This window comes from Deinococcus apachensis DSM 19763 (genome assembly GCF_000381345.1).
In the GTDB taxonomy this organism is placed as follows: Bacteria; Deinococcota; Deinococci; order Deinococcales; family Deinococcaceae; genus Deinococcus; species Deinococcus apachensis.
The window spans coordinates 17,108-34,506 of the sequence record NZ_KB906417.1; the positions used below are offsets into that span (position 1 = coordinate 17,108).

Annotated in this window: 15 protein-coding genes and 1 riboswitch; of the genes, 8 read left to right on the forward strand and 7 right to left on the reverse strand. The window is 66.6% G+C overall.

What is annotated here, in order from left to right:
• The 6 genes from F784_RS0119235 to F784_RS0119260 all read right to left on the reverse strand — a co-directional run bounded on the left by F784_RS0119235 (window position 1) and on the right by F784_RS0119260 (window position 6,513).
• The gene (locus F784_RS0119235; protein WP_019588357.1) at window positions 1-1,302 is read right to left on the reverse strand and encodes a hypothetical protein; all 1,302 of its coding nucleotides are present in this window, start codon (window positions 1,300-1,302) and stop codon (window positions 1-3) included.
• Window positions 1,299-1,868 carry a hypothetical protein gene (locus F784_RS0119240; protein ID WP_019588358.1) on the reverse strand — a complete coding sequence of 190 codons (570 nt, stop codon included), beginning with the start codon at window positions 1,866-1,868 and terminating at the stop codon, window positions 1,299-1,301. The genes F784_RS0119235 and F784_RS0119240 overlap by 4 nt, the downstream gene beginning before the upstream one ends.
• Window positions 1,865-2,905: a glycosyltransferase family 2 protein gene (locus tag F784_RS26690; RefSeq protein ID WP_169405715.1), complete on the reverse strand. Its 1,041-nt coding sequence runs from the start codon at window positions 2,903-2,905 to the stop codon at window positions 1,865-1,867. Before F784_RS26690 ends, F784_RS0119240 begins: the two co-directional genes overlap by 4 nt.
• 134 nt (window positions 2,906-3,039) lie before the next feature.
• Complete coding sequence (locus F784_RS0119250; protein ID WP_040383590.1) at window positions 3,040-4,191, reverse strand: glycosyltransferase family 4 protein; 1,152 nt, start codon at window positions 4,189-4,191, stop codon at window positions 3,040-3,042.
• Between the two features lie 2 nt (window positions 4,192-4,193).
• Window positions 4,194-5,372, reverse strand: coding sequence for a glycosyltransferase family 4 protein (locus F784_RS24900; protein ID WP_019588361.1), 1,179 nt, complete (start codon window positions 5,370-5,372; stop codon window positions 4,194-4,196).
• Between the two features lie 148 nt (window positions 5,373-5,520).
• Window positions 5,521-6,513, reverse strand: coding sequence for a glycosyltransferase family 2 protein (locus F784_RS0119260; protein ID WP_019588362.1), 993 nt, complete (start codon window positions 6,511-6,513; stop codon window positions 5,521-5,523).
• An 820-nt stretch (window positions 6,514-7,333) separates the two neighbouring features.
• A riboswitch (cyclic di-GMP riboswitch) is annotated at window positions 7,334-7,419 on the forward strand.
• A 5-nt stretch (window positions 7,420-7,424) separates the two neighbouring features.
• On the opposite strand from F784_RS0119260, the gene F784_RS0119265 reads away from it, so the two are divergent.
• From F784_RS0119265 to F784_RS23880, 6 genes are all read left to right on the forward strand, one after another.
• Window positions 7,425-9,467: a DUF8189 domain-containing protein gene (locus F784_RS0119265; protein ID WP_083939283.1), complete on the forward strand. Its 2,043-nt coding sequence runs from the start codon at window positions 7,425-7,427 to the stop codon at window positions 9,465-9,467.
• A 127-nt stretch (window positions 9,468-9,594) separates the two neighbouring features.
• Window positions 9,595-10,002, forward strand: a complete 408-nt coding sequence (tnpA, locus tag F784_RS0119270) for an IS200/IS605 family transposase (protein WP_019588364.1) — start codon at window positions 9,595-9,597, stop codon at window positions 10,000-10,002.
• The gene (locus F784_RS27350) at window positions 10,003-10,350 is read left to right on the forward strand and encodes an RNA-guided endonuclease InsQ/TnpB family protein (protein ID WP_026332596.1); all 348 of its coding nucleotides are present in this window, start codon (window positions 10,003-10,005) and stop codon (window positions 10,348-10,350) included.
• 42 nt (window positions 10,351-10,392) lie between these two features.
• Window positions 10,393-10,530, forward strand: coding sequence for a hypothetical protein (locus F784_RS27355; RefSeq protein WP_245557956.1), 138 nt, complete (start codon window positions 10,393-10,395; stop codon window positions 10,528-10,530).
• Between the two features lie 16 nt (window positions 10,531-10,546).
• Entirely contained in the window at window positions 10,547-11,416 is an 870-nt protein-coding gene (locus F784_RS27360; RefSeq protein WP_245557958.1) for an RNA-guided endonuclease InsQ/TnpB family protein, read from the forward strand.
• 948 nt (window positions 11,417-12,364) lie between these two features.
• Window positions 12,365-13,858, forward strand: coding sequence for a galactose oxidase early set domain-containing protein (locus F784_RS23880; RefSeq protein WP_211211917.1), 1,494 nt, complete (start codon window positions 12,365-12,367; stop codon window positions 13,856-13,858).
• Between the two features lies 1 nt (window position 13,859).
• On the opposite strand, the gene F784_RS0119290 is transcribed toward F784_RS23880, so the two are convergent.
• On the reverse strand, window positions 13,860-15,050 hold the full coding sequence (locus F784_RS0119290; protein ID WP_019588366.1) for an RNA-guided endonuclease InsQ/TnpB family protein: 1,191 nt from the start codon (window positions 15,048-15,050) through the stop codon (window positions 13,860-13,862).
• 874 nt (window positions 15,051-15,924) lie between these two features.
• On the opposite strand from F784_RS0119290, the gene F784_RS25580 reads away from it, so the two are divergent.
• Together F784_RS25580 and F784_RS25585 are read left to right on the forward strand one after the other, a co-directional pair.
• Entirely contained in the window at window positions 15,925-16,347 is a 423-nt protein-coding gene (locus F784_RS25580; RefSeq protein WP_083939285.1) for an IS110 family transposase, read from the forward strand.
• Window positions 16,277-16,933, forward strand: coding sequence for a transposase (locus F784_RS25585; protein ID WP_083939286.1), 657 nt, complete (start codon window positions 16,277-16,279; stop codon window positions 16,931-16,933). Before F784_RS25580 ends, F784_RS25585 begins: the two co-directional genes overlap by 71 nt.
• Window positions 16,934-17,399 lie beyond the last annotated feature (466 nt).

Consider the following 17,399-nt stretch of genomic DNA (forward strand, 5'->3'; position numbering starts at 1 on the left):
CTACAGGTCATACACCCGCGGGCTGGGTTCGCCCTTGGCCCAGTGGTAGCGCAGCCGCCCCCGCGCCCCCAGCACCCGCAGGCTCTCCAGCGTCTCCTCGAAGGTGCAGCGCCGTCCCCGCCACGTCACCTCAAGCCCGTAGGACTGCACGGGGACGGTCGGCACCCGGCCCCCCGGGGGCAGGGCGAGCGCCAGCGCCCGGAAGGCCTTGTCCACCCAGCCCACGACCGGCAGCACGTCGCGAAGGTCGACCCGAGAGGTCGAATGGGACAGCCCCTTGGCCGCGAAGCCCCGTGCGGTTGGTAGACCTCCTCCCGGCGTCTGCGCGCCCAGCAGCAGGGCCGTGAGGGTCCCCACCCCCTGCTCCACCGGGGCCAGGTCCCGTTCCCGCACCCGCAACAGGAAGCGCAGCACGTCCCCTGCCCCCGCCACCATCAGCGGGTTGCGGGCGGTGCGCCCCTCGCCGTAGATGCCCCAGAGGACGCCCTCCGGCGTGATGAGCCGCCCCAGGAACTCCGCGGCCTGCCCCAGGGCCGCCGTCACCCGCGGGTCCCGGGTGCGGTCGAAATAGGCGAGCAGCCCGTTCATGGAGCGCCCAGTGTAGATGGGGATGGCGAGCCGGGATGGACCGATCCCCAGGTGGACGGTGCCGCCCCGCTGCGGCCCACCTTGCATCTGCGCGCCCAGCACGACCGCGGCACAGCGCTCGATGTATTCCGTGAAGTCGGCCCCGGTGAGGGCCTCGCACGTGGCGAGCGCCTCCAGCAGCGTGGCGTGCTTGTTGGCGACCAGGACGGGGTTGTACGGCTGGTCCTGAAAGCCCCGGCCGTTCCAGAGCTGCCCGATCCAGTACCCCTCGATGTTCGCGCGGGCGGCCCGCACGTAGCGTTCCCCATCCCGGCCCAGGTCCCGCAGGGTGCGTGCGAGTCCCAGCAGCGCCGAGTCCAGCCCCGCCTCGTGCGGGGTCCCTCCCGCCACGGGGCCGAACTGGAAGGAGGAGCGGCGCCAGCGCCCGTCGGGAAGCTGCTGCCCCAGCAACTCGTCCGCCGCGCGGATCGCCCGGTCCAGGAACCCGGGCTGCCCCGTCCGCAGGAACAGCTCGCGGTAGCCGTCGATCACGCCCTCGTAGCGCCAGTCGTACAGCGCGCCGGTGTACAGGAAGTTGCTCTCCCACCAGTGCATCACCGGCCCGCCGTACCCGTCGGGGCCGCGCATGCCCTCCAGCCAGGCGTCCAGCCCACCGAGGGCGCGGGCGAGGTGGTCCGTCTGGACCCCAGACGGGGCGGTCAGCGTCGCCGTCATGCCCGGCTCCCGACAAGCAGGCCCTGGGGGCAGGCGTAGCGCGGCCAGCCCCGCTCGGTGGGGGTCAGCAGCGCCCGGTCCGCCCAGGCGTATCCCAGGTCGTAGCGCCGGGCGCGGTTCGCCAGGGCTGAGGCCGCCAGCCATGCCACCCGCCCCGGCCCCAGCACGCCCCACCCCGCGCGCAGCCGGTACGCCCGCCGGAACTGCCGCTCAAGGGTGGGGTACCAGACGCCGCGAAAGCGCCGGTTGACCAGCGATCGGTGGCTCAATCGGTTGCGAAAGGCCACCAGCACGTGCCGCGCCCCGGGCGGGAAGGCGGGCGGTCCAGCCTGCAACTCCAGGCTCCAGAGATAGATATGGACGGATGCCTCCTCCGCCTGCGGTCCGCTCACGATCCGCACCTGGTCCTCCAGGCGGTCGGCCAGGTCCTCGCGCAGTTCGGAGTGCGCGGCGTGGACGGCGACCGGGGTTCCGGGGGGCAGCCCCAGGCGGCGCAGCTCGTAGGCGGTGAGGTCCAGCAGGGTGCGGGTGTCGATGGCGTAGCGTTCTTGTGGATTCAGGGTCATGGTTCGGTCCTCCGCCGCCGCTGCCCTTTGAAGTGCGCGGACACCCGACCAAGGCTGAGGATGGCCGACCACGACGCGGCGGCGGACACCACGAAGCTCAGGAGGTAGGTAGGCGTGAGGCGCAGCCAGCGGGGGTCGCGGGTATAGGCGTACACCCGCAGGCAGGTCGTGGCGTGTCGGCCCAGCACCCACCCGGCGAACAGGCCCCACGCCAGCAGTCCGGACCGGGCAGGCCTCCTCGCCACGCGGGCCGCCGTGGGGAAGGCCAGCCACCCCAGCAGCACCGCCGCCTGCACCAGCGGCACGTACAGCAGCCCCAGCAGCCGCCCCGGGCGCCTATCCCGGCGCAGATGCCGCATCTGGCCCCGCAGGTACGCGCGGCGCCAGCGCACCTCGCCCCGCCAGTACTCGGGCCAGGTCTGCGCGATCTCCGTCCGCACCCGCGCCCCCTCGCAGAAGGCGAAGCGGGCGCCCGCCTGCCCCAGCCGTTCGGAGAGGTCCCAGTCCACGCCGACGGGCACGTCCTCGGGGAGCGCGCCGCCCACGCGGTCCAGCGCGGCGCGGGACAGGGCGATGCTGCCCCCGCCGAACAGGGTGACCCGCCCGTCCAGCACCTGCCCAGCCAGTTGGTCCACCTCGAAGAGGCCGCTGACCGGCGTGGGCGTGTAAGCACTGAATCTTCCGGTCGTCGCCTCCGCCCGTTCCCCCACCAGGGGCCGGACCAGCGCGGGAAGCCAGCCGGGTTCAACGGTCGTGTCCGCGTCGAGAAAGACGAGGAGGTCGTGGTGGGCCGCCTGCACGCCTAAGTTCAGGGCGGCGTTCTTGCCGCGGGCAGTCTGCGGCAGCACGGCTCCCCGAACATTCGGCGCGGGGGGCGAGCGCAGCAACCCCTGCGCCCGCTCGAAGGTGCCGTCCTGCCCGCCCGCCACCAGCAGCAGTTGGACCTCGCCGGGGTACTCCGTCAGGGCGGCGCTCAACGCCGGGAATATTCCTTCCAACGCGTCCGCATCATTCCAGGCGGGAACGATCACGCTCACGCCGGGCAGGATGGGGGTCGTCCGCGGTTCGTGAGCGGGGGCCGTCCCGCGGGCGCCTGACCCGCTCCGCCATGCCTGCGCGGCCCGCTGTGTCACATGCCCCGCCGCCGCCCAACCCAGGAGCCGCAAGGCATTCACAGGGGTCTCCCCGGCCAGGCCGTTGCGGGCCACCCCTGTCCCTCTGGTAACGTCCTCCGCGCTGCCAGGCCTCGCAGGGACCGGGCGACGATGTCCGCAGTCCGGTTCCAGCTGAAACGGGTGAGATACTCGCCCCGCCGCGCGTTCACCCCGGCTTGCAACGTCGGGTGATGCCGCACCCCGGCGCGCAGGGCCCGCAGCAGGCTGGCGGTGTCGCCGGGCGCGGCGAGATAGCCCGTCTGTCCCTCCTCGATCAGGGACGGGATGCCGCCCACGCGCGAGCCCACGACCGGACAGCCCGCGAGGAGCGCCTCGGCCAGCACCATGCCGAAGGATTCCGCCGAGGAGGTGGACGGCAGCACGGTCAGCAGCGCGGAGGCGTACCAGTCCGCCAGCTCGCGCCGCGAGGCGACCAGCCCCACCCAGCGCAGGCCGGGCGGCGTCTCCCGCGGTGGGGCGGCCCCGATCACCGCCAGCTCCAGGTCGGGCTCTTCCAGCCGCAAATGCTGCCACGCGCGCAGCAGCGCCCCGAAGCCCTTGCTGGGAACATCCGGTTTGCCCACGAACAGCAGGTAACGTCCCCCGGGTCGCCGGACCCCCCCGGCCATCACGCCGTCCACACCGGGGGGCGCCTCGACCACGGGTCGCCCCAGGCGGCGCAGGGCCGACGAGTATTCGACGTACCCGCGCGTGCCCACCTGCACCTCGTCCGCCGCGGCCAGCGAGCCGTCCCCCAGCAGGCGCTGGTACAGGGTGCCCAGCATGCGCTGCACGGGTCCGGGGCCGGTGACGTCACTGTGGTACATCAGTGCGACCGGCACCCGCAGGCGCCGGGCGGCGCGCACGGCGATGTCCGTCAAGCCGGGCACCGTGTGATGCACGTACAGCGCGTCCGGGCGCCACTCGCGCAGTACCCGGGCGACTTCCCCCGGCCAGCGGGGATGCATGCCGGTACTTGCAAAGTGCCAGCGGGCGGGGGACAGCTCGGCGGGCAAGTCCGCGGCCAGGTGGTGCAGCACGAAGCCGTGCTGGCGCTCCAGGCGGCGGCATACCTCGTCAATGTACCGCTCGGCGCCCCCCACCCCCACTGCCCGGTACTGCGAGACGACCAGCACCCGCGGTGGCCGGGCGAGTTCTCCCGGGGCCACGCTCAGGACCTCCCGGGCAGGACGTCCGCCAGGTCCGGCGCGACCGGGGTGCGGCCCGCCAGGAGGTGGCGGTACACCGCCTCGTAGGCCAGCGTCATCTCGCCCAGGGAAAACTCGCGCGGCGGGACCTGCGGGCGCGGGGTGCGCCACACCCGCAGGAGCCCGGCGGCGAGGGCCTGCGGGTCCCCGGGCGGCACGAGCACGTTCCGTTCAGTCAGCACCTCGGGCAGCGAGCCCACGTCGGAGGCGACGACCGGCACGCCGAGCGCCGCAGCCTCCGCGGCCGTGAAGCCGAAGCCCTCGGTGAGGGACGGCACCACCACGGCGTCGCTGGCGACCAGATAGCTCGGCAGCTCGGCGCGGGGCACGGACGGCAGCACGCGCACCGCCTCGCCCAGCCGCGCGAGCGCCAGCCGCTCCAGCTCCGCCCGGCGCTCCTGAGGATAATTGCCCAGGATCAGCCGCAGCCGCGCCTGGGGCAACTGCTGGCGGACCCGCTCGAAGGCCGCGATCAGCACCTCCACCCCCTTGGTCACTCCGGGCCGCCCGTAGTAGGTGAACAGGGGGCCTTCCGTCCCGGCGGGGAGCAGCTCGGAGCGCAGGCGCGCGGCCAGCTCCGGGTCGGCGGCCCAGCCGTGCAGGTCCATCCCGTTATAGATGAAGGTGAGCCGCTCGTCGGGCACCCCGATCTGCCGCAGGGCGGCCCGCGTGGAGCGCGAGACCCCCACGTAACCCTGGAAGGGCAACTTCACGCAGGCGTACTCCAGGGCACGCAGCAGGGCGGCCTGCGGCCAGCTCAAGCCGGGGAGCGCGTGCCAGGCGCCCCCCAGCACCTCGTGGACGGTGATCACGACGGGCCTGCGCGCCAGGCGCCCGGCCAGCCAGGCGGGGGGGGCGGCGTTGTAGGTGGTGGTGTGGATCACGTCGGCCCGCCGTGCCAGGCGGACGGCCAGCGGCGTGGCCTGCAGGGTGAAGGCCAGGCGGTCTGTGCCGCGCGCCCGGCCCACCCGGTGGATGCGGACGCCTGCGCGCTCCTCGAAGCGGGGGGTGCCCTCCAGGCGGGTGGTGAGCACATCGGCGGAGTGCCCATGCTCCACCAGGCTGCGGGCCAGAGTGTCGAAGAGCGTCTCGACGCCCCCCACCTGCGGCCAGAAGTATTCCAGAACGAACAGGACCCTCATCGGGTCCCCGCTGGGCGCATGCGCAGACCGACTTGCGGGTAAAGAAGAACGTCTGGTGAGCTGTCCGGATGTTCTGCAAGCAGAAGGGCTCGACCGTCTCTGCCTCTCACTCTGCCCGGGTTCGTCCTCAGTTCATGACCACCCAGTCTCACTCGCGCTCCATCTGCGTCTTCAGGTCGTTCCTAACCTGCCCGGCGATGTGGGACGCCATGTGCTGCATGGAATGCAGCAGCACACCCGTGAGTGCCAGCAGCAACCCGCCAATCACCAGCAGGGAGGTCAGGAGGGCGCGGCCTTCCAACAGGTTGCCCGTCCGCTCCATAGTGGACCACACATTGAGGCCGACGAGCAGGCCGATCATCGCCACCAGTGACCCAGGCAACGAGAAGAACAGCAGCGGGCGGCGGCGTGCCACCAGGCTCAGGATCGCGTCGAGCACCTGCAGGCCGTGGACCACCGGGTTGCGCTTGTTGCCGTCCAGATAGCGCACGCTGATGGGCACCTCCCTGACGGTCAAGCCGGAATTCGCCAGCAGGAACTGCATCTCCGACTCCACCGACAGGCCCGGCGTGTCGAAGCGGAGCAGGCGCAGGGCCGCGGGGGAAAAGGCGCGAAAGCCGCTCTGCGAGTCGGTCAGGTGAACGCCGCTCGTGACGTTGGTGACCCGGGTGAGGGCATGCTGACCCACCTGGCGCCATCCCGGTGCCGTGTTCTCGATTCCCAGAAAGCGCGAGCCGATCACTACGTCGGCGCCTTCTTCCAGAATGGGCCGGACCACCTTCGGCAGATCTGCGGGGTCATGCTGCGCATCGCCGTCGAGGCAAACCACAGCGGCGGGAGCGTGGGCGAGGGCCGCCCGGAACCCGGCGTTGATCGCCTGCGCCTTACCCATGTTGTGCGGTTGCTGGATCACCTGCGCCCCTGCCTGGAGGGCGAGGAACGGCGTGCGGTCGGAAGAGCCGTCATCCACCACGATGACGCGGCGGACGTACTGCAGGGTGCTGATCACCACGCTGGCGATAAACCGCTCCTCGTTGAAGGCCGGGATAACGGCGACCACATCGGGGGGGACGGAGTCCGGAAGGGGCGCCAGTTGAAGCAGTGGCTCGACAACATCGGCGTGCTTGGTTGCTTGCAGCATGACCACTCCTCAACTCGGGGGGGCAGGGACTGCGGCGTCAGGTGGGCATAGACAGGCTCTGGTGGGAGACGTTCTTCCGCCTCAACCGTACGTTGAGGCCACAAAGAGTGGCTGGACATGGGATGTGCTGGCACGCTGCTCTGGCTACAAGAGCGTTGCTGGACTACTCATATGGGGCACATGATGTGAGACCTGGTGCTGAGATAAACTTAACATTAATCGAAAGAAATGTCAAAAATTTCACAGCCGAGCGTCTTAGGAGAAGCTGTATGGTTGGCTCGACCCCGGCCGCCCCACCTATCTCATCAGGGCGCACGGCCAGATGGTTCTCCAGCCGACCTCAAGTGCTGTGTACCGGTGGGGATGACAGCGTGTTCGAACGCCGTGCAGTTCGGGCTCACACCAGACAGGGAAGGTCAGGCAGATGGCCAGCCGATAACACGTCAGCCAAGTGGACGGGCGTTCCCCGCATCGTTCCCAGGCGCAGTCTCCACCTGTGGGGTGTCGCCCTAGTGGAGTGGAGGGCAAGGGCGGCGCCATTCTCAGGGATCACGAACAGAAAGTGTTCCTGTCAGCCACTCGACTCACGCTTGTTGCCAGAACGTCAAAGGGTAAAGAACGGCTCGGCCGCGGCGCCCTCCTTCGCCATCTGTCAAAGGAGGATCACCTTCGCTCTGAGATGAAAATTCTGAGAGGTCTGCTTGCCCCCCGGCCCCCAATCCTGCTGATTTGGCCACGGTCAAGAGTCGAGACAGGATTAAAAGTATCTCAAGACATTCTCACGTCTACCCCGCGAGTGTGAAGCATTCTTAAAGAACAAAACAATTCGGGAAGCAATGACCTTTTCCTCATAAACGGTCACCGAGGAGGAAGAGTGAGCTAGTGGTGAGACCGGCCCGGAGGGGGTACCCATGTCTACTCTTCCTGCCACCCGGCCCTCTCCTCTGGGCCTTCGTCTACTCCTCCTCGGCCTGCCACTCGCGCTCGCAGCCTGTTCTGGCCCCGTTGCGCCCATCGCAGCGGGGCAAAAGGGCAGTCTTGAGGAGGCCAGTCTCGCGCCGACGCTGTGCGGCGGCGTGCAGGACATGTACGTGGTCGCTCATCAGGACGACGACCTGCTGTTCATGAACCCCGACCTGTCAGCCGCCCTGCGCGCGGGGCACTGCATCTTCACGGTCTACCTGACCACGGGGGACAACCCGCCGGGTGTCGCCAACTACAACGCGGCCTACGGAACGAAGGTCACGGCGGCTGAGTATGCCCAGCAGCGCGAGGCGGGCATGCTGGCCGCCTATGCCCAGATGGCCGGGGTCTCCAACGCCTGGCAGCGCGGGACGATGAGGACCAGCACGGGCAAGACTGTCGCGACGGCGACCCTGCTGGGGAATTCACGGATCGTTCTGGCGTTTATGCGGCTGCCGGAGGCGGCGGACAGGTCGGTGAGCAGCTCTGTCGTCACGCTGGACGATCTGTATTTCGGCCTCGCCCCTTTAACCACCTCGTCGGATGGGGTGCGCTACACGCGGGAAGAGCTGATCGCCACCCTCGCCGACCTGATGAACCTCGCCCAGCCCAAGTACCTGCACTTCCAGGACTCCGATCCCGACCCCTTCATCAGGGACGTGGACGGGAACGTCATGTCGGACCACACCGACCACATCATCGGCGCCCGCTTCGCTCAGGCGGCCGACCGCCGCTATCTCCCGCCTCACACCCGCATCCGCTACCGCGACTACAACATCAACGCCGAGAACCTCCCGAACCTGAGTGCGGCGGAGGTGGCCGCGAAGAGCAGCACGTTCGGTGTCTACGCTCAGCATGACATGCTGATCTGTCCGCCTGCCACAGACTGCACCAACGTCGCGCTGTTCCCCCAATGGATGGGCGCGGACTACCAGGGCTGGCTGAAGCGGCAGTACTTCAATATTGCGGACGATCAGGGGGGCAGCGTGCTCAGGAACGGGCAGGGGCTCCTGCAAGCGTTCATGACGGGTGACCGCACCAGCACCATCCGCACCCTCCGCCAGAGTGCGGCGGGAGGCTCGTCCTTCGGCGCCTGGAGCGACCTGGGCGGCAACTTCTCCGCCCAGCCCGTCGTGGCCGCGTACGCGGACGGCCGTCTGGCCGCATTCGTCCACAGCAATATCGGGACGATGCTCTACAGCTTCCAGACCGCCGTGGGTGGCCCCTGGACCTCCTGGCGCAGCCTGGGTGGGAGCGGCGTGTCGGATGCCGCGGTGACCCTGAACCGCAAGAGCGGCGCCATGCAGCTTTTCGTCGTGAGCAGCGGCGGCGAGATTCTCGTCAGCACGGACAAGACCGGGAACGGGGGCTGGAGCGCGTTCGCCTCCCTCTCGGGCCGGTTCCCCGGCTTCGAGGTCTGGTCGAACCCCTCGGCCGCCCTGCTGCCCAGCGGACGCACCAGCCTCTTCGTGCGGGACAACGGGGGCAACATCCGCTACACCACCCAGGTGGGCTCGGGCAGGGCCTGGAAGAAGTGGATCTCCCTGGGGGAGGGCTTCCAGTCCGACCCGGTGGCTGTCGCGAACACCAACGGCCGCCTCGACCTCTTTATGCGCGGAAACGACAACCAGCTGTACACCCGGCAGCAGGATGACCAGGACGTGTGGACGCCCTGGCGCAAACTCGAGTTCGGCACCATGCAGTTCATGGGCGAGCCCGTCGTCGCTACGGCGCCTGGCGGCCGGACCGAGGTCTTCGTGCGGGATCTCGACACCAGCATCGTCCGGTTCACGCGGCCCTCGCCGAGCGGCAGTTGGAGCACCCCCGAGCGGCTCCCCACGCAGGCCCGCGCCATGTCCATCATCGGGGTCGACTTCGACGGCTCCGGCACGCTGAACGTGGTGATTCGCGGCACCGACGGCCAGGTGTACACGACCTCGACACGCTCGGTGGCCGGTGGGTGGACCCCGTGGGTGAATCTGGGAAACTGAGGAGCCCTCCCTGACCCATTGAACGGCGCAAGCCCCTCCGTTCAGGGATGGGGTGAGCGAATCGCCGCAGAAGGGGGCCGGGAAGCTGAAGCTTTGCCTTAGATAGCTGCCTGCCAAATAAACCTTCATGGCGAAATTGCCGCTCCAGTACAAGCGGAGCCGCAGCGTGGTCTACTCCTGCAAGTACCACGTCGTCTGGACGCCCAAGTACCGGAGAAGCGTCCTGGTGAACGGCGGAGACGAGCGGCTGAAGACCATCCTGAACGAGCTGTGTACCGAGAAGGAATGCGAGCTGCTGGCCGTGGAGGTCATGCCCGACCACGTTCACCTGCTGGTGGAGGTCGACTCCCAGTTCGGCCTCCACACCTTCGTCAAGCTCGCCAAAGGGCGTTCCAGCCGTCTGCTGCGCCAAGAGTTCCCGTGGCTGAAGTCCCGTCTCCCGACCCTCTGGACCAACTCGTACTTCGTCTCGACGGTGGGCAGCGCTCCGCTCAGCGCCATCAAGCAGTACGTGGAAAACCAGAAGGGGGTCTGAGTGAGGGCCTTCCGCTACCGTCTCTACCCGACGAAAGCGCAGGAAGCGGCGCTGCTAGACACCCTGCGTCTCACGCGAGAGTTGTACAACGCGGCCCTCCAGGAGCGCCGGGATGCCCACCGGAAGGTGGGCAAGAGCGTGTCCGTCTATGAACAGATGCGCTCCCTGCCCGAAGTCAAGGCGGTGCGCCCGGAGTTCAAGACGGTTCACGCTCACGTTCTGCAAGGCGTGGTCACGCAACTGGACCGGGCCTTTCGGGGGTTCTTCCGTCGCGTGAAGCAGGGCGTCACGGCGGGCTACCCCCGGTTCAAGGGAGCAGACCGCTGGGACAGCTTCGCGTTCAAGTAGGTCTGGGACAACAGCCGGAATACCTGGTTTGGCCCCGGAAAGATGCTGGACACCGGACGCATCTACCTCCCGAACATTGGCAACGTGCGGATGAAGATGCACCGCCGGATGGAGGGCAAGCCCAAGACGCTCACCATCAAGAAGGAGGGCAATCAGTGGGTATGCCGTCTACGTCTGTGATGCTCCCACCCGTCCGCTGCCCGGAACGGGCAGCGCCGTTGGACTCGACCTCGGCACCACCCACTTCCTCATCACCTCCGATGGGGAGTTCGTGGACAACCCTCGCTTCCTTCAGTCCAGCCTGAACAAGCTGCGGGTGGCGCAGCGTGCTCTGTCCCGCAAGAAGCGGGGCAGCCAGCGGCGCAGGAAGGCCAAGCAGCACGTCGCCAGGATTTACCGGAAGGTGGCCCGGCAGCGGTTGGACTTCCACCACCAGGCGGCGCGCCGCCTGGTCAACAACCACGACCTCATCGCCCACGAAGACCTGAACGTGAAAGGGATGAGTCAGGGCAACCTCGCCCGCTCGATTCACGATGTTGGGTGGGGCCAGTTCCTTAACCTGCTCTCCCTCAAAGCGGCGGATGCTGGACGGAGAGTGATCGGCGTAGACCCGCGTTTCACCTCGCAACGCTGCTCACGGTGCGGGCATACCGAGAAGGCCAACAGGCGCTCTCAGGCGGTGTTCGTGTACGTGTCCTGCGGTCATGAGGCGAACGCCGACCACAACGCCGCGAAGAACGTTTTGGGACGGGCAGTCTCTTCGGGCCTGAACGGTAGCGGACGACCGCAGGCCGTGGCCCGAGAAGCCCTTACCTTCAGGCATGGGGCCTGTCACAGCCTGATACCAGGGTCGAGAAGGTGTTCCCCACCGGGAACACTTTCTGTCTGCTCGTCGTACATCTTGTGGCGCTGGACCTGGGTACGCTTCCCACTGAGGCACTTGACGACCAGCCCACCCTGGGAAGACACGAGGGGCAGCCTTCTGCCTGGGGACGAACCCGAACGGACGGTGAAGAGTTTGAACCCCAGCGGTTTTCCAGAGTTGAGGGGGTGGAGCAACTGCTGAGAGGGAGTCCCCTGCGGCAAGCACGTTCTAGAACGTTGCTTCATCCAGGCCTGAATCCGCCGCCAGTTGTTTGAGTTCGCGGTTTTCTCCTGGGGAAGCCCCGGGGAGCGGCTGGTGTGACCGACGGGGGCGACGATTTCAGCCCCTCGGAGGGCGCCGCGTGCCCCTCAGTTCGGTCTGCTCCCTTCAACCTGACCTTCAGGGGATGCCCTCAAGGAGGCCAGGCGCTTTATTCTCCTACGGATCAGCGCTTGGGGCACAACGGGCGTCATGGCGAAGGATCCGCCCCTCGCCCGCAGGGTTCCGTTCGTATTCAACATCGTCACCCTCATTGCTCCCCAGAGTCCTGCCCTCCCTCACGGTGGCGTTCTGATCCTGCTCCACCGTCAGAGCGGGGACCTGACCGCCTTCGTGAGGCAACTGAAGACTGCGGTCCAGTCCTTCAACGCAAGCGAAGGGCCTGGACTCCCGTCTGCTCAAGGTCCTTATTGACAAGGCAGGGCGCGCCCTCTAGAGTTAAGTACTCCAACATTTTTGGCACGGCCCACTGCTTGTGCGGAGCACCTTTCTCTCCTTCTTTTTGCTTCTTGTCAGCACTGCTTGTGGTCGACGTCTCGCGCCAGGGCCTGTCTCTGGCATCCTCGGTGCGTCTCTCCTGAAGCTGGAGGTGTTCCCGCCGGAGTTGACGATTTCTTCTGACGCTGCCGGGTCCTCAGCCTCGGTCTACTCATGGCTGTGGTGGGGCGTCCGTCGACTGTGGGTCCAGGCCCATCCTCCTCCCCATGCGAAAGGGGAAAGGTTATGCGGAAATGGTTTCCCGCCGGTCTGATCACTGGGGCCCTGCTGGTGGCCTGCGGCTCACAACGACTGGGCGCATCCGGCCCACAGACAGCGCCGGTCAGTCAGGCGGTGACGGGATCGCCGTCCCAAATCGGTCAGTGGGCCTTTGTGCCCGGTTACAGCACGTCGGTGGACACGAACTGGCCTCTGATTGCGATCAACACGGCGGTGATGCCCGACGGCAACGTCATCACCTGGGGCGGCAACGAGCAGACCGCCTACTACAGCACCCGAAAGGGCAAATACCAGCCGGTGGACGTGTGGGACCCGGTGGCGAACACCCACAAGTCCTATCCGTTCCCGATGCTCACCACCGGTTCGGCCATCTCTATCTTCTGCAGCGGAATGACGTTCGACGCTGACGGGCGCCTGATGGTCGTTGGGGGCGACCGACCGCCGGATGGCGGAGTGACTATGGGCATGGGCAGCAATACGCTGAACATCTTCGACGCGAAGAGCCGTCAGTGGCGCAGCGGTGCCCCCATGGCCAACGGACGCTGGTACCCGAGCGCCACCACGCTGGCCACCGGGGAGATTCTGGCTGTGGCGGGTGAGAACGACATGGGCTTCGGGAACCCCAACAGAATCCCCGAGGTGTACCGGGCCGACGGCACGTGGCACCAGCTCACAGGGATCAACCGCGAGACCCCCGGGTATCCCTGGTTGTTCGTCGTCCCCGACCCGGAAGGCAAGGACCCCAACGGGCGGGTCTTCTTCGCCGGGCCAACGACGACCTTGGGCTACATCGACACCAGTGGCGCCACGGGTGGAAGCTGGCAGGATCTGCGCGAACGGGATGAAATTCTCCGCCAGTACGGCACCGCTGTCATGTACAACCAGGGCAAGATCTTGGTGATGGGCGGCGGCGGCGTGGACATCGGGTCCCCTGAATACCCGACCAACACGGCAGTGGTCATCGACCTCGCCAAACTCAACGCAGGTGCCCCCGACGCGGTGCGGGCCACGGAACCCATGCACTACGCGCGCCGCCAACTGAACGCGACCCTGCTGCCTGACGGTAAGGTGCTGGTGACCGGCGGGACCCAGGCGCAGGGGGCCAGCGAGGCCAACGGGTGCTTGAGCAACGGCGTTTGCGGCGACTTGCAGGTGTATGCGGCGGAAGTGTGGGATCCCAGTACGGAACACTGGACGGAACTGGCGAGCATGACCAAGCCCCGGCTGTACCACTCCACTGCCGTGCTGCTTCCGGACGGGCGGGTACTCTCGGCGGGGGGCGGCGCGGGGGCGAACACGGCCGATCAGCAGAATGCCGAGATTTTCTCGCCGCCCTACCTCTTCCAGACGACGGTGAAACGGCCCGTCATCGCCAAGGTGCCTGCGCAGGTGAGATACGGCCAACGCTTTACGTTGAACACGTCCGACGCGGCCAGCATCGACCAGGTCACCTGGATTCGCCTGTCCTCGACGACGCACGCTTTCAACATGAACCAGCGCATCAACTTCCTGCCGTTTACCCGGGGATCAGGATCACTCTCCATCACCGCGCCCGCTCGTGCCGTGGACGCCCCGCCCGGCCACTACATGCTGTTCATCCTTTCCAGGGGCGTGCCGTCCGTCGCCAGGATCGTGCAGGTCAAGTGAACTACCCCAGGCCAAAAGGCCGGGGCTTCTCGTGGCACGCATCTTCCAGCGAAGTACGTTGCGCCACGAAAGCCTGTCCCATGCTCAAGACGTTTTTGGCCGCGTTCACGTCCGCATTCTCGGCGTGCCCGCAGTTCAGACATCTGAAGTTCGCTTGACTCGCTCGGTTCCCCCGCTCGGTGTGCCCGCAAACGCGGCACCGCTGAGAGGTATGCCGAGGGTCTACGGCGATGACTCTCCGGCCAGCTTCTACCGCTTTGCTGGAGAGGATTTGAAAAAACTGCCCCCACGCCACATCGTGAATCTGCTTGCCCAGGTTCCCCTGGGCCATCCCCTTCACGTTGAGGTCTTCGTGACAGATGAGGTCGTGGGCGGTGACAAGTTTCTTGGCCTCTTCGTGGTGGAGTTGGAGCCGTTGCCGCGCCGTCTTGCGGTACAGCTTGGCAACCCGCTCCTTGGCCTTTCTGCGCCTGTTGCTCCGCTTGTTCGGCTTGCGTGCGAGGGCACGCTGAGCCACCCGGAGTTTCTTGCTGCTGGCCTGAAAGAGCCTGTGGTTCTCGCAGAACTCCCCGTCCGAGGTCACGTAAAACCACGTCGTCCCCACGTCTATCCCGACCTGGGAGCCCATCTCTGGCAACGGCTCGGCCCTGGGTATCTCGCAGGTCAGGACGGCGTACCACTCCCGACCCTCCCGCTTCACCGCCAGCGTCTTGAGCTTCCCGCAAAACGGGCGGTGCAACTTGATTCTGACGTTCCCAATTTTGGGCAGGTACACATGCTTCCCGTCCCCAGAGACGCTGTTCTGTGACGGCTGCGGGTACGTGAACGAGTCGTACCTGTCCCTGGGCTTGAAGCGGGGATAGCCGGGGGTCTTGCCTGCCTTCACTCGACTGAAAAAGTCCTGAAAGGCCCGGTCCACGCGGCGCACGACGTTCTGAAGCACCTGAGCGTTCACGCCCCTGTACTCCGGCACGCCCTCTTTCACGTCGGGCAGGGCCTTCATCTGGTCGTACACCGACACCGATTTGCCCGCCTTCCTGTACGCCCCGCGCCGTTCTTCGAGACAGCCGTTGTATAAGCGCTGGCAGAGCAGCAACGTGGTGTCCAGCGCGGCAATCTGCGCTTTGGTGGGGGACAGGCGGTACTTGAACGCCTTGAGCGTGGTACTTTCTCCTCTAAAGGTGTTCGCCACGCTCCCAGCCGTTGACGCGGCGTGGGGGCATTGCTCGTTTAGCTAGCACAGAACGCTTCAGCTTGGCCGCCCTGACCGGCGGGGGCCGCTACACCCCCATGCCTAAAGGCCGGGGCACGGCGGCCCTTTAGTAGGCAGGGCAGTGAGAGGAGTGGGGGGCGTCGTGGGCGAAGCGTCCCGGCTGCCCCTGTGGAAGAGTTGAAGGGCGAATGGAAGGGTCCGGGGAGGCCCGGGAGCCGCACCACCCCCCCGGAAGACCGCTATACAGTCCTGTCCTCCGCTTCGGCCCTCACGCTCCCCAGTGACCGCGGGACTTCAGAGAAGGAAGAGCGGGCCAGTGGTGAGACCAGCCCGCAGGAGGTTCGTATGTCTCCTCTTCCTGCCCTCCGGCACTCTCCTCCCCGTGTTCGCCTGCTGCTCCTCGGCTTGCCACTTGCCCCGGCAGTCTGCCCTTCGGCGGGGACGGGCAACCCCGAGGTGGCCAGCATCACGCCGTTTCTGTGCAGCGACGTGCAGGATATGGATGTGGTCGCCCACCGGGATGACTTGCTATTCATGATTCGGACCTATCGAGCGCCTCGCGCGCCAGGCACTGCCTCTTCGCGGTCTACCTGACTCCCGGGGACAACCCTGTGTCCACAGGTTGTGGCAAGTTTGTGTGTTGAGCCGAGTCGTGGGAAGCTCGGCCCGTCACTCCCACTCGAGCCGACAAGCCTGCGAGCAAGGAGGGTCCTCCAAGGTCGCCCAACAAATCCTGGCTGGCTCAAGGCCCCCAAGGTCAGGCGCAACAGTATCTGAGGCTAGAGAAGCCTGAATACAACATTCCGCCGACCGGACCCGGGTGGTGACCCTTTTTCCCTTTTTGGGGGTTTGTATGTGGGTCCTGGGTCTCGATGTCGGCAAAAGCGAGTTGTACGCCTGCCTGCTCTGGGTTCAATCGCCTGGGTCCTCGACGACCATCGGTGCGGTTAAAGCCATGGCGAACACCACCCAGGGCCATGAACAGTTGCTCGTGTGGCTGACGAAGTCAGCCACAGTCGGAGAAGAGCTCTTGGTGGTGATGGAATCCACCAGTGTGTACTGGGAGCGAATCGCGATGACCCTGCATGACGCGGGTGATGTGGTCAGCGTGGTCAATGCGGCGCAGATCAAGTCCTCCGCGAAAAGCACGTTGAGGTGGGGGAAAAAAGTTGGATGCGGAGTTGATCGCACGGTATGGGGCCGTGATGCAGCCAGCACGCTGGCTGCCCCCCGAAGCGGACCTGGTCGAGTTGCGGGCGCTGCTTCATGCCCGTGACCACATCGTGGAGCTCCTGACCCTGGAGGCTGGCCGTCACCACGCCATGGATCACCAGCACCAACAGAGTTCGAAGGCCCTCGGTTTCTGTGAAGCACGCCAGACGCTGCTCGAACAGCCGTTGGAGGAAGCCAATGAGGCCATAGGGGCGCTGGTCCTGGCCTCTCGGGAGGTGCAGGAGCAGGTCACCCTGCTGACTTCCATTCCCGGGATCGGCCCGTTGACGGCCTCCATCCTGCTGGTCGAGACCATGCACTTGAGCCACATGGAGAGCTCGAATCAATGGGCCGCTTATGCAGGTCTTTCTCCCGTTCCCCGTCAGTCTGGCAGTTTCACTGGGCGCACCCACATCTCAAAAATAGGAGACGCACGTCCGAGACGTACATTTTACCTCTGTGCTCTAACCGCGTCGCGAATGAAGAATCCCTTCGGGAACTTCTATCGCCATCTGACCGCACAGGGGAAGCCCAAAAAAGTCGCCCTGATTGCCCTGGCTCGCAAACTCCTCCGGGTCGCGTTCGCCGTCCCGGGGTCAGGCCAGAAATGCAATCCAGATGATCGACGCCAGCCTCCCGTAGCCGCTTGACGCTCCTCGGCCAACACAGTATTTGTTGAGGCCCAAGAAGCGGGAGACCCTGAAAAGGCAGGTGGCCTGAACTTCAGGCCGCCTGTTGCATGGCCTGCTGCTACGTCTTGAAGGCTTCTTCTGGGTGAAGACAGCGCTGGGGGGCGGGGATGCTGGAGTGAGCGGGATGGTGACGGTTCGAGACTCGGACGTGCAGGTCGAGCAAGCCCTGGGCTCGTTTTCGTGTTCGGAACCCTCGCTGCTGACGAACACGGCGTCGTGTGGGGCGGTGGGATGGCTCGATCAAATAATGGCAGCAGGCTGTCGACACGACCCCTACGTGCTCCACCCGGTGGAGCACGGGAAGCTCGCGGAGAGCCGCGCTCTAGCTTCACAACTGGTCGGTGTGGATGACCTCCGGCACGTCGTACTCACCCAGCAGTCGTGCGACGCACAGTCACTCGCAACGCCTCCCCCAGGCACGGCT